General features: G+C 60.4%; 21 protein-coding genes and 2 rRNA genes. 11 read left to right on the forward strand and 12 right to left on the reverse strand.

The genetic code is table 11. The features are described from left to right. The 3 genes from AACW87_RS11610 to trhA all read right to left on the reverse strand — a co-directional run. On the reverse strand, positions 1 to 946 hold a 946-nt coding region (locus AACW87_RS11610; protein ID WP_241326801.1), incomplete at its 3' end, for a retention module-containing protein. 227 nt (positions 947 to 1,173) lie between these two features. Further along, positions 1,174 to 2,835 carry a putative transporter gene (locus AACW87_RS11615; RefSeq protein ID WP_098982529.1) on the reverse strand — a complete coding sequence of 554 codons (1,662 nt, stop codon included), beginning with the start codon at positions 2,833 to 2,835 and terminating at the stop codon, positions 1,174 to 1,176. Positions 2,836 to 2,953: 118 nt separating this feature from the next. Continuing rightward, positions 2,954 to 3,589, reverse strand: a complete 636-nt coding sequence (trhA, locus tag AACW87_RS11620) for a PAQR family membrane homeostasis protein TrhA (protein ID WP_043135324.1) — start codon at positions 3,587 to 3,589, stop codon at positions 2,954 to 2,956. A 213-nt stretch (positions 3,590 to 3,802) separates the two neighbouring features. Here trhA and AACW87_RS11625 point away from each other — a divergent pair, with 213 nt between their 5' ends. The 3 genes from AACW87_RS11625 (at position 3,803) to AACW87_RS11635 (ending at position 6,295) form a co-directional block, all read left to right on the forward strand. Continuing rightward, positions 3,803 to 5,308, forward strand: a complete 1,506-nt coding sequence (locus tag AACW87_RS11625) for a pyridoxal-dependent decarboxylase (protein ID WP_241326802.1) — start codon at positions 3,803 to 3,805, stop codon at positions 5,306 to 5,308. A 114-nt stretch (positions 5,309 to 5,422) separates the two neighbouring features. Continuing rightward, positions 5,423 to 5,974 (forward strand): septation protein A, encoded by a 552-nt coding sequence (locus AACW87_RS11630; protein WP_042866146.1) that lies wholly within the window; start codon positions 5,423 to 5,425, stop codon positions 5,972 to 5,974. A 24-nt stretch (positions 5,975 to 5,998) separates the two neighbouring features. Continuing rightward, the gene (locus AACW87_RS11635) at positions 5,999 to 6,295 is read left to right on the forward strand and encodes a YciI family protein (RefSeq protein WP_043135321.1); all 297 of its coding nucleotides are present in this window, start codon (positions 5,999 to 6,001) and stop codon (positions 6,293 to 6,295) included. A gap of 90 nt (positions 6,296 to 6,385) precedes the next feature. Here AACW87_RS11635 and cysQ read toward each other — a convergent pair whose 3' ends face one another. Next, the gene (gene cysQ, locus AACW87_RS11640) at positions 6,386 to 7,156 is read right to left on the reverse strand and encodes a 3'(2'),5'-bisphosphate nucleotidase CysQ (protein ID WP_241326803.1); all 771 of its coding nucleotides are present in this window, start codon (positions 7,154 to 7,156) and stop codon (positions 6,386 to 6,388) included. Positions 7,157 to 7,322: 166 nt separating this feature from the next. Here cysQ and AACW87_RS11645 point away from each other — a divergent pair, with 166 nt between their 5' ends. From AACW87_RS11645 to AACW87_RS11655, 3 genes are all read left to right on the forward strand, one after another. Beyond that, the gene (locus AACW87_RS11645) at positions 7,323 to 7,643 is read left to right on the forward strand and encodes a ComEA family DNA-binding protein (RefSeq protein WP_042866149.1); all 321 of its coding nucleotides are present in this window, start codon (positions 7,323 to 7,325) and stop codon (positions 7,641 to 7,643) included. A 93-nt stretch (positions 7,644 to 7,736) separates the two neighbouring features. Further along, positions 7,737 to 8,648, forward strand: coding sequence for a UTP--glucose-1-phosphate uridylyltransferase GalU (gene galU, locus AACW87_RS11650; RefSeq protein WP_241326804.1), 912 nt, complete (start codon positions 7,737 to 7,739; stop codon positions 8,646 to 8,648). Between the two features lie 213 nt (positions 8,649 to 8,861). Continuing rightward, entirely contained in the window at positions 8,862 to 10,259 is a 1,398-nt protein-coding gene (locus tag AACW87_RS11655) for a peptide MFS transporter (RefSeq protein ID WP_042866150.1), read from the forward strand. Between the two features lie 74 nt (positions 10,260 to 10,333). Here AACW87_RS11655 and AACW87_RS11660 read toward each other — a convergent pair whose 3' ends face one another. Then, positions 10,334 to 11,305 (reverse strand): response regulator, encoded by a 972-nt coding sequence (locus AACW87_RS11660; RefSeq protein WP_043554002.1) that lies wholly within the window; start codon positions 11,303 to 11,305, stop codon positions 10,334 to 10,336. 397 nt (positions 11,306 to 11,702) lie between these two features. On the opposite strand from AACW87_RS11660, the gene AACW87_RS11665 reads away from it, so the two are divergent. The 3 genes from AACW87_RS11665 (at position 11,703) to AACW87_RS11675 (ending at position 14,097) form a co-directional block, all read left to right on the forward strand. Beyond that, positions 11,703 to 12,401, forward strand: a complete 699-nt coding sequence (locus AACW87_RS11665; protein ID WP_241326805.1) for a DnaT-like ssDNA-binding domain-containing protein — start codon at positions 11,703 to 11,705, stop codon at positions 12,399 to 12,401. 71 nt (positions 12,402 to 12,472) lie between these two features. Beyond that, complete coding sequence (locus tag AACW87_RS11670) at positions 12,473 to 13,327, forward strand: DnaA ATPase domain-containing protein (protein ID WP_042866153.1); 855 nt, start codon at positions 12,473 to 12,475, stop codon at positions 13,325 to 13,327. Between the two features lie 134 nt (positions 13,328 to 13,461). After that, the gene (locus AACW87_RS11675; protein WP_241326806.1) at positions 13,462 to 14,097 is read left to right on the forward strand and encodes an SDR family oxidoreductase; all 636 of its coding nucleotides are present in this window, start codon (positions 13,462 to 13,464) and stop codon (positions 14,095 to 14,097) included. A 59-nt stretch (positions 14,098 to 14,156) separates the two neighbouring features. On the opposite strand, the gene AACW87_RS11680 is transcribed toward AACW87_RS11675, so the two are convergent. The 4 genes from AACW87_RS11680 to AACW87_RS11695 form a co-directional block, all read right to left on the reverse strand. After that, complete coding sequence (locus AACW87_RS11680; protein ID WP_241326807.1) at positions 14,157 to 15,377, reverse strand: ABC transporter permease; 1,221 nt, start codon at positions 15,375 to 15,377, stop codon at positions 14,157 to 14,159. A 64-nt stretch (positions 15,378 to 15,441) separates the two neighbouring features. After that, a complete protein-coding gene (locus AACW87_RS11685) occupies positions 15,442 to 16,587 on the reverse strand; it encodes an ABC transporter permease (RefSeq protein ID WP_042866156.1) in 1,146 nt (381 codons plus the stop codon). Next, a complete protein-coding gene (locus AACW87_RS11690) occupies positions 16,587 to 17,591 on the reverse strand; it encodes an HlyD family secretion protein (RefSeq protein ID WP_084213951.1) in 1,005 nt (334 codons plus the stop codon). The genes AACW87_RS11685 and AACW87_RS11690 overlap by 1 nt, the downstream gene beginning before the upstream one ends. 73 nt (positions 17,592 to 17,664) lie before the next feature. Continuing rightward, a complete protein-coding gene (locus AACW87_RS11695; protein ID WP_241326808.1) occupies positions 17,665 to 19,053 on the reverse strand; it encodes a TolC family protein in 1,389 nt (462 codons plus the stop codon). Positions 19,054 to 19,343: 290 nt separating this feature from the next. Here AACW87_RS11695 and dusB point away from each other — a divergent pair, with 290 nt between their 5' ends. Both dusB and fis read left to right on the forward strand, forming a co-directional pair. Then, positions 19,344 to 20,309, forward strand: coding sequence for a tRNA dihydrouridine synthase DusB (dusB, locus tag AACW87_RS11700; protein ID WP_043135312.1), 966 nt, complete (start codon positions 19,344 to 19,346; stop codon positions 20,307 to 20,309). 25 nt (positions 20,310 to 20,334) lie between these two features. Next, entirely contained in the window at positions 20,335 to 20,631 is a 297-nt protein-coding gene (fis, locus tag AACW87_RS11705) for a DNA-binding transcriptional regulator Fis (protein ID WP_005309538.1), read from the forward strand. 92 nt (positions 20,632 to 20,723) lie between these two features. Here fis and AACW87_RS11710 read toward each other — a convergent pair whose 3' ends face one another. From AACW87_RS11710 to AACW87_RS11720, 3 genes are all read right to left on the reverse strand, one after another. Beyond that, positions 20,724 to 21,356 carry a LysE family translocator gene (locus tag AACW87_RS11710; protein ID WP_241326809.1) on the reverse strand — a complete coding sequence of 211 codons (633 nt, stop codon included), beginning with the start codon at positions 21,354 to 21,356 and terminating at the stop codon, positions 20,724 to 20,726. Between the two features lie 366 nt (positions 21,357 to 21,722). Further along, positions 21,723 to 21,837 (reverse strand): 5S ribosomal RNA (rrf, locus tag AACW87_RS11715). Positions 21,838 to 21,961: 124 nt separating this feature from the next. Further along, positions 21,962 to 22,069: ribosomal RNA gene (locus AACW87_RS11720) — 23S ribosomal RNA — on the reverse strand; the annotation flags it as partial.

Genomic DNA, 22,069 nt, shown 5'->3' on the forward strand with positions numbered 1-22,069 from the left:
CCACGCCGTTGATGGACTGGATAGCCAGCCCGCCATCCGGTGCCTTGTCGTTGGCCAGCAGGGTCAGGGTCACCGAGCCATCCTCGTTGACCTCGTAGCTGTCGTTCACCGCATCGACCGGATCGTCAATGTCCACGCTGCCATCATCGGTGGCTGTGGCTGTGTTGCCGGCAGGATCGGTGACATTGGCGGTGACCGTATAGGAGCCGTCCGCCAGCGGTGTGGTGACATCCACGCTGAAGGTGCCATCCGGATTGACGGTCGTGGTCAGGGTCTGTTGATTGCCATTGGCATCCGTGACCAGCAGGGTCACAGTGCTGCCTGCGGGGGCATCAGTAGTACCCGTCAGGGTCGGGGTAGTGTCGTTGGTATTGTCAGGGGCGGAGACTGTGATCACCGGTGGCACTAGGTCGATCAGCTGATCTTCCTCGCCCGTGAACGCATCGCCAATCACACCCGTGTCGGCCTGGGTGGCGGTATCAAAGCCCGCCGTCGCTATGGTGGCATCGCCGATGCGATCTATGGTGACGAAACCACCGTTGCCGCTGGCGCCCGCCACGCCGCCAATATTGCCACCGCCTGCGGCAGGAGCACCGCCGGCCGCCGCCGCTTCAAATGCCTTGGTCGGATCGGTGCCACCCAGAATGGCCTGTTGCAGGGCCTCTATGTCATCGGGATTGCCGGCAGGCACATCCTGATTCAGGGCCAGCAAGGGCGCCTGAGACGTTTCATCCTCAGCCTGCTGCTCGTTGGTCGGGCTCAGGGTGAAAGTCTGGTTGCCGCCGTTGAAGCTGGCGCCTTCAGGAGTGATCAGCACCGCATCCTTGGGCAGGACATCGCCTTCAGCAAGTGGCTTCTGGCTGCCATCTGCAGCGACCAAATAGATTTTGCCTTTCAACTGGGTAACGACGACGTCCTGATCCAATGCGATATTGTGGCTGCTCATGTTCTCTCCTGAATCTCTATTGGCATGCAATATTCCACCGTCTAATGTGCCCGTGAACGGCGCCAGAAACCAGTTAGAAAATTCGAATGGATAGACTGATTTGAAGCTGGATCGGCCGGTTAAACAGAAGGGTCAATGACGGGGGAAGGAATTAATAAAATCAAGATGATCAATGTGTTGCATTTTGATGACGGGAGCACATCGCTGTGCTCCCGTCCGGGTCATGATCAGGCACCCGCCCACAACAGGATGGCGAGCAACTGGGGGGAGATGATCCGCAGGAACATCACCAGGGGGTAGACGGTGGCATACGACAAGGCGCTGGCGCCACTGGTGGGATGCATGCCGTTGGCAAACGCCAGGGCGGGAGGATCCGTCATGGAACCGGCCAGCAATCCGCACAGGGTGAGATAGTTCATCTTGCCATACAGACGGGCCAGCACACCGACCACCAGCAGCGGGATCAGGGTGATCGCCATGCCGTACATCATCCAGGCCGGGCCATCGCCGTTGATCAGGGTGTCGATGAAACCGGCACCTGACTTGAAGCCCACCACGGCCAGAAACAGCACTATGCCGATCTCCCGCAGCGCCAGGTTGGCGCTCGGCGGCATGAACCAGTAGAGCTTGCCGATGCTGCCGATCCGCGACAGGATCAGCGCCACCACCAGGGGGCCGCCCGCCAGACCCAGTTTGAGTGCCGCCGGGAACCCCGGCAGATAGAAGGGGATGGAGCCGAGCAACACGCCGAGACCTATGCCGATGAACACCGGCAACATCTGCACCTGCTGCAGCTTCTGCTGCACGTTGCCCACTACATTGGTCACCGCCTCTATGGCGTCGAGTCGACCCACCAGGTTGAGGATGTCACCAAACTGCAGGCTGGTCTGGCTGGTCGGCACCAGCTCGATACCGGCCCGGTTGAGGCGCGAGATGACCACATCGTATTTCTGCTTGATGTCGAGATCGCGGATCTTCTTGCCGAGCACCTGCTCGTTGGTCACCACCACCCGCTCCACCCGCAGATCTGTGCCGCGGGTCGAAAGCGAGGTCTCCACCTCCTCCCCCAGCACCAGCAACACCTTGTGCAGCGCGTGCCGCTCACCCACCAGGTGCAACAGGTCGCCGAGTTCGATGCGCGAGTCCGGCCGCGGCACCATCAGCTCCTCGCCACGCTTGAGGCGGGAACAGATGACATCGGCTTCGTCCAGGCTCGGGATCTCCCCCAGCATCAGGCCGTGCATGTTGGGGTTGCGCACCGCTATGTTGATGGTCTGCAGGCTCTCCTTGGTCTTGCCGGCCTGTTGCTCGAACTGGGCTGCTTCTTCGTCGATCTTGATGCGAAAAAACATGCGAATGAGCCACATGGTGAGCAGGATGCCACAGATGCCGAACGGATAGGCGACGGCATAGCCCATGCCCATCAAGCCGGTCGAACCGGGCACGGCTCCCAGTTCGGCCAGGATCTGCTGACCCGCACCGAGGGAAGGCGTGTTGGTCACGGCGCCGGAGAAGACCCCCAGGATCACCGGCAGCGGCACGTCAAACAGTTGATGCAGCGCCGCCGCGACCGCGCAGCCAAGCAACACCAGCAGAGCGGCGAAACCGTTCAGCTTGAGGCCGGAACTGCGCAGGGAGGAGAAGAAGCCGGGACCGACCTGGATGCCTATGGTGTAGACAAACAGGATCAGCCCGAACTCCTGAATGAAGTGCAGGGTCTGTTCATCCAATGCGAGACCCGAGAGGCCGGCGAAGTGGCCCACTATGATGCCACCGAACAGCACACCTCCGATCCCCAAGCCAACGCCATAGACTCGCCAGTTTCCCAGCCAGAGCCCCAGCACTGCCACCAGCGACAACATGCTGATGGAAAGCGCGATATCACTCATTTCGTGCATCCTTTGCGAATTGAACTGTCCCTAGCTTGTCAGCAAACGCCGACGCCAACTGTGTGATACCGCACGAATTTATCCTTTTGAGCGGCAATAAATACCAATTAAGGGCTAGTCAGGCGACATAACCATAAATGGCCATAAAGTGACAAACACTGCCGCCCAGTACAAACAGATGCCAGATGGCGTGGTTATAGGGGATACGCTTGGCCACATAGAAGATGACCCCCAGGCTGTAGATGAGACCACCGAGCCCGAGCAGCAGCAAGCCTTCCCCCTCCAGATGGATGTAAAGCTGATAGATGACCACCAGCGACAACCAGCCCAGCATCAGATAGGTAAACAGCGACAGCTTCTTGAAGCGGTTGATGAAGAGCAGCTTGAACACCACCCCCGCCAGAGCCAGCCCCCAGATCACCACCATCAGCCCCTGGGCCAGCGGGGTATCGAGCGCCACCAGCAGGAAGGGGGTATAGGTACCGGCGATCAGCAGATAGATGGCGCAGTGATCAAATACCTTGCACCAGCGCCTCGCGGCCCCTTCCGCCATGCTGTGATACAGGGTCGAGGCGAGATAGAGCAGCACCAGGCTACCGCCATAGAGGCTGTAGCTGATGAGCGCCTGGGTGCCCTGCTCCCAGCCCTTGTTCAACAACAGGATCAACCCCAGGATCCCGAACACCAGCCCCAAACCGTGGCTGAGGCGATTGGCCAACTCCTCGCGGGGAGAATAATCCGTCACACTGCTCATTGCATACTCCTGCCCAAACTGGGCTCACTCTAGCCGCCGCCATTTCAGAGTACAAGCGTTAGCTTAAAGAGGATGGCATCTGATTTGGCCAGCGCTCATGGCTGTCACCCGTTTGCCTTTGGTGTATGCTCTGCGGCCGATGCCCACCTAGCTGCTGCCGCCACGGCTGCTCACCACACAGTGACTCCCTGGCAACCCGGTCTGGAGAACCTGATGAAGTTGACTGAACTGTTTGCACTACCGGATCCGGCCTTCGGCCAGGCCGTGACGGCCCTGCTGGAGACCTTCCACCACTCGGATGACAGTCAGGCCCCCTACCAGCGCGACCACTTCACCCACCAGCTCGATCAATCCTGCATGCCGGCCATCGGCATCTCCATGGATGACTACCTGGCCCGGCTGGCCAGCTTGGTGCCCGGCGCTTCCCATCTCACCTCGCCACGCTACATGGGCCACATGACGGCGCCACTGCCGGCCTTTACCGCCGAGCTGTCGCGCCTGCTGGTGATGCTCAACCAGAATCCGATGAAGATGGAATCCTCCCGTCTGCTCAGCTTTCTGGAGCGGGAGGTGCTGGCCAAACTGCACCGCCTCATCTATCGCGCCGACGACGCCTTCTATGACGAGCAGATGCATGCCAAGGATGCCGCCCTCGGCGTCATGACCAGCGGCGGCACCATAGCCAACGTCACCGCCCTCTGGCTGGCGCGCAACCGTGCCTGTGGCGACAACCTGTTCGCCCTCTATGAGCAGGGCTATCGCGGCGCCGTGATCCTGGGCTCGCGCCTGATGCACTACTCCTTCGACAAGGGGATGGATCTGCTGGGGCTGGGCGCGCACAGCGTCTGGCGCCTCGCGACCGACGAGCAGAACCGGCTCGACATGGTGGCGCTGGAGCAGGCACTCATCCAGTGCAAGGAGCAGAAGCTCAAGGTGCTGGCGCTGGTCGGGGTGGCCGGCAGTACCGATTTTGGCTCCATCGATCCCCTGCCCGAGCTGGCGGCCATCGCGGCCCGCGAGCAGATCCACTTCCACGTGGACGCCGCCTGGGGCGGCCCGACCCTGTTTTCGCCCCGCTATCAGGGGCTGCTTGCAGGGATTGAACTGGCCGATACCGTAACCCTGGATGGTCACAAGCAACTGCTGGTGCCGCTCGGTACCGGCATGCTGCTCTGCCGCCAGCCGGATCTCATGATGACGGTCAAGCGGGAGGCACCCTACGCCATCCGTGCCAGCTCCTTTGATCAGGGCCGCTTCACCCTGGAGGGCACCCGCCCCGCCAATGCACTCTATCTGGATGCGGCCTTCCAGCTGTTTGGTCAGCAGGGCTACGCCCGGCTTATCGAGGCCAACTACGACAGAGCCCGCCTGATGGCCGCGTTCATCAATGCCGACCTCGCCTTCGAACTGATGTCGGCCCCTGTGATGAACCTGCTCTCCTACCGCTGCATTCCCCCTCATCTGCAGGGCAAGGCGCCGGACGAGGCGGCCAACGACCAGATCAACGCATTCAACGTCGCATTGCAGAAAGCCCAGCGGGCCGAGGGGCACAGCTTTGTCTCCCGCACCCAGCGGGCGGTGGGGCGCTATGGCGCCCAGCCGCTCACCCTGCTGCGCGCCGTGCTGCTCAATCCGCTCATCGAAGAGCGGCATATTCGCGAGCTGCTGGCGGACCAAAAGCGGTTGGGTGACCAGATTTCCCGCCGGCTGTTCGGCTAGGCAGGCGACAGGGAACTGGACGCCAAATGGGCGGTCTTATTCATTTGCCGTTGTCTACCTTGCAGGTAGACTGGACAAAATTTTGCGGTCTTTTTTGAGGGCTATGAGCCAGACATGAAGCAATTTATTGAATTTATTCCACTTATCGTTTTCTTTGCGGTCTACAAGTTCTACGACATCTACACGGCCACCGGCGCCCTGGTGGTGGTGACCGGTCTGCAGCTCATCTACAGCTGGGTGCGTTATCGCAAGGTCGAGAAGATGCAGCTGTTTACCTTCCTGCTGGTCGGTTTCTTCGGCGGCCTCACCGTCTTCTTCCACGACGACACCTTCATCAAGTGGAAAGTCACAGTGATCAACGTGCTGTTCGCACTGGGCCTGCTCATCAGCCGCTACGGCTTTGGCAAGAACCTGATCAAGCAGATGCTGGGTAAGGAGCTGCAGGCGCCGGATGCCATCTGGGATAGAGTCAATCTGGCCTGGGTCGGCTTCTTTACCGCCTGTGGCCTGCTCAACCTCTACGTGGCCTTCAACCTGCCGCAGGAGATGTGGGTCAACTTCAAGGTGTTCGGCTTGCTTGGCATGACGCTGGTGTTTACCCTGCTGAGCGGTGTCTATCTCTACCGCCACCTGCCCGCCGAGCAGAAAGGCGAACTGAAAAAATAACCGCCATCAGAAAAGGATCCTCTCATGTGGTATCTCATCTACGCCGAAGATGTTCCCAACAGTCTGCCGCTGCGCAAGCAGGTGCGCCCAGCTCATCTGGCCAGGCTGCAGGCCTTGCAGGATGAAGGCCGGCTGCTGACCGCCGGTCCCAACCCGGCCATCGATGCCGACGATCCCGCCGATGCGGGCTTCACCGGCAGCACAGTCATCGCCGAGTTTGCCAGTCAGGCCGATGCCAAAGCCTGGGCCGATGCCGACCCCTATGTGGCGGCCGGTGTCTACGCCAGGGTGACCATCAAGCCGTTCAAGAAAGTGTTCTGAGTCAGCCACAGACTGGGCAGGCTCCAAGAATGCAGAAGGCCGGACAATGTCCGGCCTTTTTATTGGGATTCGCACTACAAGAGACGCAGATCAGGCCTGTGCCACAAACCAGGGGTTGAGGATGTCCGGCTTGTTGTAGACCAGGGGTGACCCATCGAGCTGGGTCACGCTGCCTCCGGCTCCTTCCAGCACCGCCTGCGCCGCAGCGGTATCCCACTCGCAGGTGGGGGCGAGGCGCGGATAGAGCTCGGCGTCCCCTTCGGCAATGATGCAAAACTTGAGAGAGCTGCCCATGGAGACCAGCTCAATCTCGCCCCGCGCTATGTCACCAAAGCGCGCCAGGTAATCCAGGGTAGCCTGGGACAGGTGATTGCGGCTGCCCACCACCCGCCAGGGCGCCCCTTCCTGATGAGGCAAGGTCTGGATGGCTTCACGCTTGCCATCGGCCACACGCCAGGCCCCGACCTCCTTGCCGCCATACCAGAGCCGGTCCAGCACGGGGGCATAGACCAGACCCCACAGCGGCTTACCATCCTCGATCAGCGCGATATTGACGGTGAACTCGCCGTTGCGGGAGACAAACTCCTTGGTGCCGTCGAGCGGATCCACCAGCCAGTAGCGTGACCAGCCATGGCGCAACCCCATCACCTCGGGACCGGACTCCTCCGACAGCACAGGAATATCGGGGGTGAGCCCTGTCAGCGCCTGCACTATCACCTCGTGCGCCCCCTTGTCGGCTGCGGTCAGCGGGCTCTCGTCACCCTTGTACTCCACCGTAAAGGGCTGACTGTAGATGGCCATGATGGTGTCACCGGCGGCACGAGCTATGGGCTCCAGCTCGGAGATTGCGGGAAAAAACATAGAAAAGACATCCTGGTCAAACGGTTAGCACAGTGTACCCATTTTGAATGAGGGAGGCTTATAGCCGTTTGCTCTGACTTATAAAGTGTCATAAATGACAGACAAAAAGTGGCGTAACTCGGCTAATTCTCAATAGCTATTCCACACAACACAAGGACGTGAAGCCATGAACTACAAGACCCTGACCGCCACCCTGCTGCTGAGCTGCCTGCCCCTGTTGAGCCAGCCTCTGCTGGCCGCCGACAAGCCGGCTGCCAAGCCAGCCACCACAGTCACCACCGCGAAGGAGAGCGGCAAGGTGAACCTGAATACGGCGAATATCAATGAGTTAACTGCCCTCAAGGGGATCGGCGAGAAGAAGGCCCAGGCCATCGTCGACTTTCGCGAGAAGCAGGGCAAGTTCACCACGGTCGAACAACTGGCCGATGTCAGCGGCATAGGGCCGGCAACCCTGGAAGCAAATCGGGACATGATCATCGTCAAGTAACCGCTTTGGACCTCCCCATCATGAGGGCAGCCTGTGGCTGCCCTATTTTTCTTCGGGTATCATGAGCCCACTTTGTATCTCTGGACTCTCTCCATGAAAAAGACACCGCTCGTTGTACGCAAGGCCGTTCTTCCTGTCGCCGGTTTGGGCACCCGTATGCTGCCTGCCACCAAGGCCATCCCGAAAGAGATGCTGCCGGTGGTCGACAAGCCGCTGATCCAGTATGTGGTGCGCGAAGCCATCGCCGCCGGCATCAAGGAGATCATCCTGGTGACGCACTCGAGCAAGAACTCCATCGAGAACCACTTCGACAAGAGCTTCGAGCTGGAAGCGACCCTGGAAAAACGGGTCAAGCGGCAGTTGCTGGAAGAGGTACAGCACATCTGCCCCAAAGACGTCACCATAATGCACATCCGTCAGGGCGAAGCCAAAGGCCTGGGTCATGCCGTGCTCTGTGCCCGCCCGCTGATCGGCGACAACCCGTTTGCGGTCCTGCTGCCTGACGTGCTGATCGATGAAGTGGCCAGCAACCTCAAGCAGGACAACCTGGCCGAGATGGTGCACATGTTCGAAGAGGATCACATCAGCCAGATCATGGTGGAAGCCGTCCCCGAGAGCGAAGTGGACAAATACGGCATCGCCGACATCAAGGGCGAGGCCCTGAGCGAAGGCATGTCCCTGCCGATGCAGGCCATCGTCGAGAAGCCGCCCCGTGACGAAGCGCCTTCCAACCTGGCAGTCGTCGGCCGTTACGTGCTCTCCTCCAACATCTGGCCGCTGCTGGAGAAGACGCCGGCCGGTGCCGGCGACGAGATCCAGCTGACCGACGCCATCGCCATGCTGATGGAGCAGGAGCAGGTCAACGCCTACTTCATGAAGGGCCGCAGTCACGACTGCGGCAGCAAGATGGGTTATATGAAAGCCAACGTGGAATATGCCGTGCGCCACCCGGAACTGAACGGTGAATTCATTGCGTGGCTGAAACAGTTCGTCAAACAGTTGTAATAGCTGAATATTTAACCTGTTAATAGAATTATATACTGGGCATCATTCGATGCCCTTTTTCATTTTATAAACAAATATTCAACCATTGATAGATAAAATATCGCTAAATCATAATATTGTAATTTAATCACGCTTGTTCTATAAGGATTAAGGCTTGTTCCTAGCCCTTGCATAAAATTCCTAAAAAAATATAAGACACAGGTGGAAGTTCCAATGAATAATCCGTCCAAAGGGACCTTTTTAGGTCACCCTAAAGGGCTTTTTTTGCTCTTTAGTACCGAACTGTGGGAGAGATTCTCCTATTACGGCATGCGTGCCGTGCTTGTCCTCTATCTGACTGACATGACTGCCAACGGCGGCATGGGCTGGACTCAGGCCGACGCCCTCAAGCTGTACGGCATCTATACCGGTCTGGTCTACATCACCCCCATCATAGGTGGCTGGCTGGCGGATACCTTCCTCGGCCAACGCCGTGCGATCCTGATCGGGGCCATCTTCATGGCCGCGGGTCAATTCACCCTGGCCCTGCCGCACGCCATGTTCCCGGAGATGGTCAACAACGTCTTCTACGCGGGCCTGGCCCTGTTGATCCTGGGTAACGGTCTGTTCAAACCGAACATCTCCACCATGGTGGGTGACCTGTACAAGGAAGGTGACCACCGTCGTGACGGTGCCTTCACCATCTTCTACATGGGCATCAACCTGGGCTCCCTGCTGGCCGGTGTGATCTGTGGCGCCGCCGCGACTGCCTACGGCTGGCAAGCTGCCTTCGTCAGCGCCGGTATCGGCATGCTGCTCTCCCTAGTAGTGCAGGCCACCATGGCCCAGCGTTTCCTGGGTGACATAGGTCGTGTACCGGCCGCTCAGCGCGCCGCCGAACAACGTTCCAAGGAACAGAAGGCGCCGCTGACCAAGCAGGAAGTGGATCGCATCAAGGTCATCCTGGTACTGGGTCTGTTCACCATCATCTTCTGGGCTGGCTTCGAGCAGGCCGGTGGTCTGATGAACCTGTACGCGCAGGAATATACCGACCGCATGATCGGCAGCTTCGAAGTGCCGACCGCCTGGTTCCAGTCCCTGAACCCCTTCTTCATCATCACGCTCGCCCCCATAGTCGCGGCCATCTGGATCAAGCTCGGCAGCAAAGAGCCGAACTCCCCGGTGAAGTTCGCCATGGGTCTGCTGTTCCTGGCCGTGGGCTTCCTGTTCATGATCGGTGCCGTGCTGGAGCAAGGTGGCGATCAGGCCGTCAAGACCTCCATGTTCTGGCTGGTCGGTGCCTATCTGTTCCACACCCTGGGTGAGCTCTGCCTCTCTCCGATCGGTCTCTCCATGGTGACCAAGCTGGCTCCGCTGCGTCTGGCCTCCCTGATGATGGGTGCCTGGTTCGGCTTCGTTGCCCTGGCCAACTACATCGCCGGCTTCGTCGGTTCCTTCGTCGGCGAGTCCGGTGCCATCGCCATCTTTGGCGGCATCGCCATCGCCGCCGTGATCAGCGCCCTGATCCTGCTGACCATGGCCAACCGCCTGGTCTACTGGATGCACGGTGCCGAAGGTCCGGCCAAAGAGCCGGAAGAGCACGACAAGAAACTGCAGTCTGCCACCGTCTGACCGGTTCGGATTGTGATGAACAAACAGGGTGCCCGATGGGCGCCCTGTTTGTTTCTGTCTGCGGCGGATCTGCCTCAGTGGTGGCGTACCTGCACATGGAGGGCGCTGCCGCTGTCGCTGCGAAACTGCAGGTCAAACGGCTCATGCCAGCTGCGCTTGTGCAGCGCATAGTGGCTGCTGCGCAGCAAGCCGAGCGGCAGGCCGCCGGAGCGCATCAACCAGTGCGGTGAGGTGAGCCCGGCATTGGCAAACACCAGACCATCTTCCTGATCGAACAGCAGGGCGGCCATGGCGAAGGAGTGGCGCAGGCCGGATTCGATGAGCTGCAGGTTGAGGTAGTCGAGCAGCCGGTGCGGCTGGGTCAGCAGCAGGCTCTCCTTGTGCTGAAACTGGCGATAGGGAGCATTCATCAGGGAACGCACCAGGGCGCCGCAGAAGGCGGCATCCACCCCGAGGACCGGCAGCTCCATCACCAGCACCAGCAGCTTGTCGTCCAGCTTGAAGGTGTCCGGAATGAACAGGTTGCCCATCCCCTCGAACGTCACCTGCCAGGGGCCCCACTCCTGCAAGCCGGGTGGCCTCAACCAGGCCAGCAGACGGGTGGCCGCCTTGTCGTGATCGCGAAAGAAGTCGATGTGATCCATCAACTCCAGTTGCTGCCCGTGACCATAGTTGGCCGCCAGACACTGATCTATGCTGCGGCGCACCTGACCGAAGTCCGAAACCGGCTTGATCAGAAAATCGCAGGCACCGGCGCGCAACGCCCGCTCAACCGCCTCCATCTTGCTCTGCCCGGAGATGACGATGACGGGGATATGGGGATAGCGGGCAGACAGGCAGGCGATGACCTCATGCCCATCCATGTTGGGCATGTTCAGGTCGCACAGCACTATATCGGGGTGGTAGAGCGCGGCGGCAGAGAGGCCTTCAATCCCGTCCTCGGCCTGAAACACGCACGCCCCGTCATGCTCGAGATAAGTTACCAGCGAGTGGCGAAAAACCGCTTCATCTTCCACCACCAAGATCCGTAGTCCGGCTTTTGACATCTTGACAAAGCTCTTATTAGTCAATTAGTTATTTGAGTATTAAGCCTAGACCATAAGGGGCGGGCTTGACCAATCAGATGATTGCATAATCGTAATGGCGGGCATGCCATATGGCTATCCTGGCAGCCAACTGTTTGAAAAAGAGCGGGTAATGCCACCCGCACCGCGCAATGACCCCGGCGAGAATGCTGGCCTTTTGGCCAGCCAGCAACCCGAAAAAAGGCGCCATGCCAGTACGCATGCCCGGCTCATTTCACACTCGCTATTGCCACCAGGGTGGAACCAAGCCTCATTCCCGCCCCACAAACAGGCCTGTCAGCCCCTGCCCGAGCGGCACAATTGTATGAGACCCCGCCATGGGGGATAATACCCTCCACTCCAGATCGTGAAGAGCACCATGACACCAGCCGAATACAGCGCCCTCGCCCATCCCAGATTGTCCCATCCGGCTCGCAGCCTCTATACCCTGCAGCTGCGCAGACTGGTGCAGGAAAATCAGCTGTCCCGGCTCAACTATCCCGAACTTGGGCGAGCCTTGGCGGTGGTCGATCCCGGCGATCCCAGCGGTTTCTGTTTTCAGGTCAACGCCCGCCAGCTGACCGAGCTGTTCGACGAGCTGATGGAGGCCGGGCTGCTGCAGGTCGAGGCGCAGGCCGACAGTGAGCACTACCATCAGTGTCCGTTCCAGCTGCCACTACTGACCCAGCGGGTGCGCAGCCCGCTGCCGGAGCGCCCGTTCCAGATGCACCTGCAATGGCGCCCGGATGCAGAGCTGCCGGCCCTCGCCCGCCTGTGCGGGGTGATAGATGCCAGCTACAGCGAAGAGGATCTCGGCGAGTTCATCGCCTACTGGCTGGGCCGCCCTGAGGTGTTCGACTCCCAGCATCAGTGGATGCTCAAGTTCATTCGTGCCCTCAAGACCCGTCGCTACGTCCGTCGCCAGCCGATGGAGGCGAAAGGTTACCAGCAGGTCACGTCAGCCCCGGCAGACTCAGGCCCGAGCAAGCGGGCGCAGCAGATGATAGAAGAGGCCAAACGGCTGGCCCAAGTGCAGACCCAGGAACAGGCGCCGCAGCAGGAACCGGATAATGATTGATAGCGGCCCCCGCCTGCAGGCAAAATCAGTGCCTTGTCCCCCCATCCCTGACCCAGCAGAAGGAGCATTCCATGACCGACCCGCAAGATCCCCTGCGCCAGGAGCTGGAAGAGATCGAAGCCAAGCGCAAAAGAATCGCCAAGGCCAAACAGGACCACAGGGTGCACGACACCGAACTGAGCCAGCACGTGGGCGGCCTGCTTGAACGCATTCGCCGTCTGCAGGCCCAGACAGGTGGCAGCCAGTACGACTACGAGACCCTGCGCAAGGAGTACGACGCCAAGGCCAACGCCGAGGTGCGCGAGCTGCAGAAGGCGGCTCGCCAGGAGCGGATCCAGAAGCTGATCGCCCAGGCCGACCTCAACCCGGATTGGGTATTCGAGAAGATGGATGCCACCGATCCGGCGCTGCAATACCCCATGGAGACGGCTCGCTACTTCATCAGCGGCTTCGAGCACTGGGAGAAGAGCGGCGGCGGCTGCATGCTGATCTATGGCGACTACGGCACCGGCAAGTCCACCCTGGCGGGCGCCGTGGCCCACGAGCTGATCGAACGTCACCAGAAATCGGTGATCTTCCAGCAGTGGGCCTCCATAGTGGACCGCCTATTCTTCAACGTGATCCAGGATCAGGAGGAGCGCAACCAGTACCGCCGTGCACTGGAAGAGGTCGACCTGCTGATCATCGACGAGGTGTCGGCCAACCGCGCCAAGATGGCGGAGAGCCAGTCCAGCTTCCTCGGCCACCTGCTGCGCCGCCGGCGCAACCTGTCGAAAAGCGTCATCATCATCACCAACCACAGCCCGCAGAGCCTGCATCAGGCCATCGGCGACTTCAGCTTCGAGGCGATCAAGGCGTTCAATCCGGTGGATATCCACCTGAGCGGCCCCAGCCGTCGTCCCAACATAGGCCACTACAACGGCTGATCCTGTGCGAGCCCGGGCCACCCGCCCGCGGCTCGCCGCATTTCCCCTGCTCACCCCTTCAAATAAAAACAACTCTCATTTACAGCGCTGCGCCAACCCTCTAGGCTACCCCTTTCATCACAGGGAGCAGCACAATGCCAACCACACTCATCTTCGGAGCCAGCCGCGGGCTGGGCCGAGCCTTCACCGAACACGCCCTGCGCCAGGGCCACAGGGTCGTGGCCCTGGTCCGTAACCCTGAGATGGCCGCCGAGCTGCGCGCATTGGGAGTCGAGGTGGTTGAGGGAGACGCCCTCGACCATCAGGCCGTCGCGCAGGCTTGCTCACTCGCAGGTGACGAGGCCTGGGTGATCTCGACCCTCGGCAGCTTCCGCCAGCCGGCCCCCGTCGATTATCAAGGCAACCGCCAGGTGATCGATCAGATGGAGCTGGCCGGGCTCAAACGCCTGCTGCTGGTCACCTCGCTGGGTTGCGGCGACAGCTGGCAATACCTGCCCGAGCGGGCGCGGGCCGCCTTCGGTCACGAGGTACGCTTGAAGAGTCTGGCGGAGAGCTGGCTGCAGACCAGCGCGCTGACCTGGACCATAGTTCGCCCGGCCGGCTTGCAGGATGGCGAGGCCACAGGGCTGGCCGTGTTGAGCCAGGGGAGCGAGGTGCACGGCCTGGTGCGCCGTGCCGATGTGGCGGGCCATGGGTTGCAGCTGCTGAACGATGAGCGGGCAGTGGGGCAGATCTACGCCATAGGCGATCCCACCCTCAGCCGGGGGTGAGCAATCCGGATAACAAAACGGTCAGCCCCAGGGCTGACCGTTTTACTGTCTGATGTCGTCTAGCTGGCAGAGGGGCCAGGCTCAGTTGCCGTCTCCGCAGCCACCCCGCCCGACGCGGCAGCCTCGTCCACAAGCGACCGCTGGCGCCAGCGCAGCAGCAGACAAGCCAGAGCGCCGTAAAGCAGTGCCAGCCCCCACAACTGCCACCAGTAACCGGCAACCTGGGCAAACTCGGCCCCCATCTGGTTGAGGCGCAAGAAGCCCTCGATGGCCGGGGTGCTCGGCACCCACTGGGCCAGCCAGTTGAGGGGGGTCGGGATCAGCTCCAGCGGCCAGATGAAGCCTGCCAGGAAGACCAGCGGCATGGAGGAGAGCAATACCACCTGGGTCGGCAGATCCCGGCGGATAAACAGAGCCCCCAGCACTATGCCAAGCCAGGTGGTTGCCAGCAGGAACGGCAGGGTAAACAGCCACAGTTCGGCCGGTTCAGCGGTGCGCACTATGTTGTAGTGATCGAAACAGAAGCCGAAGAAGTAGGTCACCGGCAGCACGAACAGCCCGCCCACCACCAGGGTTCTGGCCAGCAGCAGGGCAAGCACGGGGGCGCTCTGCCAATAGCCAGACTCCCCGCGACCGCTGCGCTGATTCTGGGTTGCCCCCAGGATCCCGGTGCCCATCAGCAGCACCTGATGCAGGATCAGCACGAACACGGCGGGCACCACGTAGTTCACATAGCCCATGGTGGGATTGAACACCGGCAGTACATTGAGCCCGACCGAGTTCCAGCCCATGGCCGCCTGCGGCAGCGCTTCGCCCTGACTGAGCAGACGCGTGACCTTGATCTGGGCCGACAGGCTACCACCCGCCAGGGCCAGCCCCTCGGCTATGGTGCCGTAGACCAGGAAGTAGGAGGCATCGCCGGCATAGCTCAGGGTGACGCTCCTGCCCTGCATCAGATCCCGGTAGAAGTGACGGGGAATGTGCAGTATGCCGTTCCCCTGCCCTGCTATCAGCAGCTGGCGCGCCTCTTCCAGGCTGTTGGCCCGTGCCACCAGTTTCACCTGCGGGGTGGCATCGGCCATGAACTCCAACTGACGGGAGAGCTGACTGCCATCCTCATTGACCACCACCACAGGCTCTTCCCTGGGCAGTTGCTGCAGGTAGGGCTGCGGGTAGAGGAAGGAGTAGAAGAAGACACCACCAAACAGGGTCAGCATGATGGCCCGATCGGCCAGCAGGGTACGCAGCTCGAGGCGCAGCAGATCCCAAAAACCTAGCATGACATCCACTCCTTCCACTGCCCGGCAGCAGAGCACGGTTCGAGCCGTATCAAACCCCAAAAACCTAGCATGAGGCAGGCTCCTTATCGGCAGCTTGGCGCGCCAGCTCGGCCTGCTGCTGGTAACGACGAACAACCAGCAACAAGGGCAGCAGGAACAGCAGCAAGGCGCCGAACTGGGGCAGGGCCGCAGCGAACGGCTGGCCGTAGTTGGTCTGCCCTATCTGCAGCTCCACATAGTGGGAGATGGGCAGCAGGCTGCGCCAGAACTGGGCGAAGTCCCCCATGGCACTGACCGGAAAGGTCACGCCCATGAAGGCAAAGCCTGGGGCCGTATAGGCGCCCGCCAGCGACAGGGCGCGGGCCGGATCCCGGATGACGCCGTAGAAGAAGGCCCCCATGCTGACGCAGGCGGCCGAAGCCAGCCCCAGTCCCAGTGTCAGCACCAGCCAGCTGCCCTGCATCGGATAGCCAAACGCCTTGAACAGCATCAGGCTCCACGCCAGACCCCAGGCCCACCCAATCAGCACATGGGGCAGCAAAGTGCGCCAGAGGCCGAACCAGACCCCTTGGCTGGTCCAGTCCAGCCCCAGCCGATCGGTACGGGCCAGGGCGTTGATCCCATAGAGCACCACCAGGATCTGCCACACCGCCGGCAACAGGGCACTCAGCAGGAACTGGGCATAGCTGGAGTTGATGTTGTAGAGCGCAGTCACCTGATTGCTGATGGGCACGGATTGCCCCAGGGCGCCGGACATGACCTTGCCATCGGCCATGGCGGCCAGTACGCCCACCTGGCCGTTGAGGGTCCCCACCACCTGGGACAAGGCCGAGTTGACCAGCTTGGCGATCAGGATGAACTGGCTGTTGTTGAACACAGTCACCTTGGGCTGGGTACCCTGACGGGCATCCCGCTCCAGATGGTGAGGGATCACCACCAGGGCATAGATGTCCCCCCCGCGCAGGGCGCGTGCCCCCTCGTCGATGGAGTCGAACTGGCCGGCAAGGCGCAGACCGGCGGAACCGTCCAGCGAGAACGCCAGCTGACGGGAGAGGACGCTCTGATCCAGATCCACCAGACCAACGTTGAGATCCCGGGCCAGCCCGGCCGAGAAGATCCAGCAGAGAGTCCCCATCAACAACAAGGGAACCCAGCTCATCAGGGCACGACCGAACGGATCCTGCCACAACAGCCGCCATTCGCGTCTCATCAGAGTTCGACCAGCACACTCATGCCGACTCGCAGACCGTCAACCGGTTGCAAGGGACGCGCCTCCACCTGGAAGCTCTTCATGTCGAAACCCTGACGAGTATCCGTGGCACGCCAGGTGGCAAAATCCCCCATCACGGCCACGTGGGTCACCTTGAAACGCACCGTCTGCTCACCCAGGCCCGGAATGGTGGCATCGAACTCAGTGCCCAGCGCGAAGCGGGGCAGCAGATCTTCGCGCACATGGAACTGGGCCCAGGCATCCTGCATGTCGAGCAGGGTCACCACAGGGAAGCCCTGTGGCGCCAGCTCACCGCTGCGCAGCAGCACCTGGGACACCTCCCCCGCGTGCGGGCTGGCGATGCGGGTATCGGCCAGATAGGCCTCCACTTCCGCCACCGAACCCGCCGCCATGTTGGCCTGCTCGCGCGCCGCCACCTTGGTCTCTTCCCGCGCCCCTTCCAGGGTCATCTGGTATTGCTGCCAGGCCATGCCTTCGCTGTACTTGGCTGCCTGCCAGGCAGTCCAGGCCTCATCCCGTTTCTGCAACGGCATCACGCCATCCCGGTGCAGGCTGGCGATGCGCTCATAGGTCTTGGCCCGCAGCAGGGCTGCCGCCTTGGCCTTTTGCCACTGATCCTTGGCACCCGCGATCTGCTGGGCACGCGCGCCCTTCTCTGCTTCCTCGGCCATGGCCCCGGCCGCAGCCTGACCCGCCTTGGCCTGGCTCAGCTTGGCCTCGATCTCGGGACTGGCCAGGGTGAACACCAGCTGATCCCGGGCCAGCTGGTCACCCTTCTTCACCAGCACCTCGTCGATGCGGCCCGCCACCTTGGAGGAGACCGAATACTGCTGCGCCTCAACCTGGCCCTGCAGGCGTACCGGCTCGGGCTGATAGGCGAGCCAGAAACGCCAGCCCAGCCAGATCACCAGCAGGACCAGCGCCAGTGGCAGCAGCAACGGCTTGGCCTGGCTCATCTTCTTCTTGATGGGGGGATGACTCATGCATTCACCTCGACAAACGGGCGACCCTTGGCGGTCGAAACAGACATGGAAAACGGGACAGACAGGGCCGCGATCATGAATTCACCTCGATCGCCTGACCATGCTGATATTGATTGAAACTGTTCATCTGACCGGAGAGTGCCAACAGGCGCGCCAGCGAGATCACATATTGATAGGCGGCAGCGGCACGCTGGGTCTTGACCCCGGCCAGCTGGTTCTGGGCATCCACCACATCCAGCGAGGTGGAGAGCCCCTGCCCGAATGCCTTGTCCCGCAGCAGCACGTTCTCCTCGGCCAGCGCCTGAGTGGAGGAGAGAGACTGGTACTCTTCCAACCCCTGCGCCGCCTCGCGCCAGGTCTTCTCGACCAGCAACTCCAGATCCTCGCGGGTCTTGGCCTGCAGCAGATTGACCTGCAGCTCGGCGCTCTTGGCCGCTTGTACCGTCTCGGAGCGGCCATCGCGGCTCACCAGCGGCATGCTGACGCCGACCCCGACCACCCAGTCAGGGGTGATCTTCGCGGCCAGGGTATCTCGTTCGTAGAGGTTGTAGTTGCCGAACATGAAGAGCTCCGGTGCATATTTGCCCTTCTCGGCCCGGATCATCGCCTTCGCCTGCTCACGCTTGGCAATCAGCATCTTGAGCCCCGGGTGCACCGTCAGCGTCTCCTCGACGAAAGCCGCCAAGGGGGGCACGTCGTCATTGATGAACAGCTGGGTAGCCGGTTCGGCTCCCTTGAGCTTGATCATGCGATCCAGCGCCAGCTCGGCTATCTCCAGGCTGCGGCGGGACTTCTGGGTATCGATGCGCGCCCTGTCATAGGCAGACTGGGCCGACAGCCGCTCGACCTTGGCGATCTGGCCCTGAGCTTCCAGCTTCCTGGCATGATCCAGATGGCGGGCCAGCCCCTGCTCTATCTCCTGCTTGGTCTGCACCACCTGCGCTGCCAACACCACGCCGAAATAGGTCTGGGACAGGCTCTCGAAGCTGGCTTGCTGCTTGATGGCCAGCAACTCCTTGGCTTCATCCACCTGTGCGGACCGAATATCCTGCATCGCATCGATCCGCCCCCCGACAAACAGGGGCCAGAGCATTCTGACCGAACTGGTGACGCGATTTTGCTCGGTCAGCGACGAGGCCAGCCATTTGGAGTCGATCCCCATCTGCCCCAGAATGGCGCCCAATGCGGGAGAGTTTTCCAGCTTGTCGTCCAGCCCCATCAGATCCGGCTTGGAAATGCGCGCATAATCCGCCCCCAGACTGATGTCGGGCAGATACATGGCCTTGGCCGCCTCACGCAACTGTTGCGCCCGATCCACACCGGCCTGTTCCGCCGCCAGCCCGTCATCTTGCTGGATGACCCGGCTCCAGGCCTCGCCGAAGCTGACGGTCTGTGCCTGGGCAGAGCCCAGCACGGCACTCAGCAGACACGGGTAGAGAGATTTGATGAACCTTGACGTCATACATCCCCAATCTGTTTGTAATAAAATTGTTTGGAGCCTTTGCTCGATTCAAGCTCGCTATCATAGCGCAAACCCCAACCGGATGGGGACAGGCAAATCATCGAGTCCCTCGCTCATTTGACCCCGTAAACTCACCCCGACAATATGCCTGATTTTCAAGCACTCCTGAATTTGCAAGCCTTGGCTCGACGTTTTTTTCAGAAAAAAATGGCTGACGCTCAAATACTAACCTTTTCTCCTGACTAAAAAATGCGTAATATACGCCGCCCTAAGCCGATGGTAACCGTGGAATGCAGATAGGTCCCCACACGCTTGAAACTCCCTTGATTGTGGCTCCCATGGCCGGTGTAACAGACCGACCATTTCGTGAACTTTGTTTGCGATTGGGCGCTGGCATGGCCGTTTCCGAGATGCTGCTGGCCAACCCGGATGTCTGGGATACCCAGAAAACCAGGATGAGAATGGATCACTCTGCAGAAGGCGGCTTGCGATCGGTCCAGATTGCCGGAGCCGACCCCGAGATGATGGCGTTTGCCGCCCGCTACAACGTGGAGCAGGGCGCTCAGATCGTCGACATCAACATGGGTTGTCCAGCAAAAAAAGTGAACAAGAAGTTGGCAGGTTCCGCCCTGCTGCGTCATCCCGATCTGGTCAGAACCATCTGCCGGGCCGTGGTGGATGCAGTCAAGGTGCCTGTTACCTTGAAGATCCGCACAGGATGGGATCCGGATAACCGCAATGGCGAGGAGATCGCCCGAATCGCCGAAGATTGCGGTATCGCGGCCCTCGCCGTGCATGGTCGTACCCGTGCCTGCCTCTACCGGGGTCACGCTGAGTACGACACGATTAAGGCGATTAAGCAGGCCGTATCGATTCCTGTTGTCGCCAATGGCGACATAGACAGCCCGGAGAAGGCCCGGTATGTCCTCGACTATACCGGCGTTGATGCCGTGATGATCGGCCGTGCAGCGCAAGGACGACCCTGGATTTTCCGGGAAATCCGTCATTTTCTTGAAACGGGTACCAAGCTGCCGCCTCCTGAAAGGGAAGAGGTTCGCACCCTGATGAACGAGCATGTAACCAACCTGCACCAGTTTTATGGTGCATATCTGGGAGCGCGCATTGCCCGTAAACACGTGGGCTGGTATCTGGATGAAGAAGAGACGGGCCGAGAATTCCGTAAGCACTTCAATGCCCTGGATTGTGCAGACGCACAACTAGAGGCACTCGAAGCGTATTTCGATGGATTAGGTTAACGCATAACTAAAGAGCCGACCGAATATGTTCGAACAAACCCTGACTTCTGATGCATTGGTAACAACTACTCACAATCACGCTGCCGAGCCGACCCAGCGCCCCCTGCGTGACTCTGTGCAACAGGCCCTGCGTAACTACCTGGCCCAGTTGAACGGTCAGGAAGTGATTGATCTGTACGATATGGTCCTCTCCGAAGTCGAAGCTCCCATGCTGGACGTGATCATGCAATACACCCGCGGTAACCAAACCCGCGCCGCTGTGATGATGGGCATCAACCGTGGCACCCTGCGCAAGAAACTCAAGCGCTACGGCATGAACTGATCTCGATCAGACCTGCAGCAGTGCAGACGAAGGCGTATTCCAGCGATGGGATACGCCTTTTTCTATGCCCGGTTGTCTCTAATGGCAAGGTCTCACTCCGTGGCCAGCTTGATACCCAGCCCCACGAACAGCCCCCCCATCAAGCGGTTGAGCCAAGCTCCCAGCCGGGTCGACAAACGCACCTTGCGACTTGCATAGGCGGTAAAGAGCGCCAGCAGGTGGCACCAGATCATGCCGTTGAAATTGAAGATGCAGCCCAACAGGATGAAGGCCAGCGCCTTCTGCGGCGCATCGGGGGCGATGAACTGGGGCACGAAGGCGAGGAAGAAGAGCGCAACCTTGGGGTTGAGCACATTGGTCAGCAACCCCTGCCGATAGATCCGGCCATAAGAGAGCACAGGCAACGCCACAGCTGCATTGGTGGCGGAAGAAGCCTTGGTGCCTTGCCAGAACATGGAAAGCCCCAGGTAGACCAGATAGAGCGCCCCCATCAACTTGATGACGGCGAACAGCTCGGCCGAAGCGCTCAGCACAGCCGACAACCCCAGTGCAGCCGCCAGCACATGCACCATGGTGCCCGTCCCAATCCCCAGCGCCGCCACTGAACCCGCCCGCCAACCCTGAGAGCCGCTGCGCAGCATGATGAGCAGGGAATCCGGCCCGGGCATCATGTTCAACAGCAAACCAGATACGATAAACAACGCCAGATCGTGGATCCCCAACATACACGGCTCCTTGCTCGTGAAAGAGACAGTCTATGGATCCCGCGTCTCTTGTCATCCCCCATCGCAGCAATAGTGATTATCAACGAAGGGAATAGCAGAAAAGCCTGGTGCACATTAGTCCGAGTTGGAACCCAAGGTTGAGAGGATATTGAGCAGAACCCACATCCCAGCCTTCGTTAGCGCCAGCAAACGACATGGACGGGGATATATCACGCTGGATGGCACAGCCATCCGGAATAGAGCGGGGAAAAATAAACGAATAATGGAGGGGCAGAAGGAAAGCATCTCTTGGCCATTACAGCCTGGCCGCTTGAATGTCAGGCAATAAAAAAGCCCGCTCAGATGAGCGGGCTTTCAATGTTGGGTGCCTGGCAGTGTCCTACTCTCGCATGGCGAATGCCACACTACCATCGGCGCTACCGCGTTTCACTTCTGAGTTCGGCATGGGATCAGGTGGTTCCACGGCGCTATGGCCGCCAGGCAAAATCTTAATCTAGAAAGCTGACGTGACTAACGACTGATTGGCTATTGCCTGGTCGCTATCACTGAATTAGGTAAGTAGTCTCGTACTTGCTACAAGGCCCAGAACACTTCTTGGGTGTTGTATGGTTAAGCCTCACGGGTAATTAGTATGGGTTAGCTCAACACGTCGCCGCGCTTACACACCCCACCTATCAACGTTGTGGTCTCCAACGGCCCTTTAGGACCCTCAA

The organism is Aeromonas sp. MR7 (genome assembly GCF_963899385.1).
Classification (GTDB): Bacteria; Pseudomonadota; Gammaproteobacteria; order Enterobacterales; family Aeromonadaceae; genus Aeromonas; species Aeromonas bestiarum.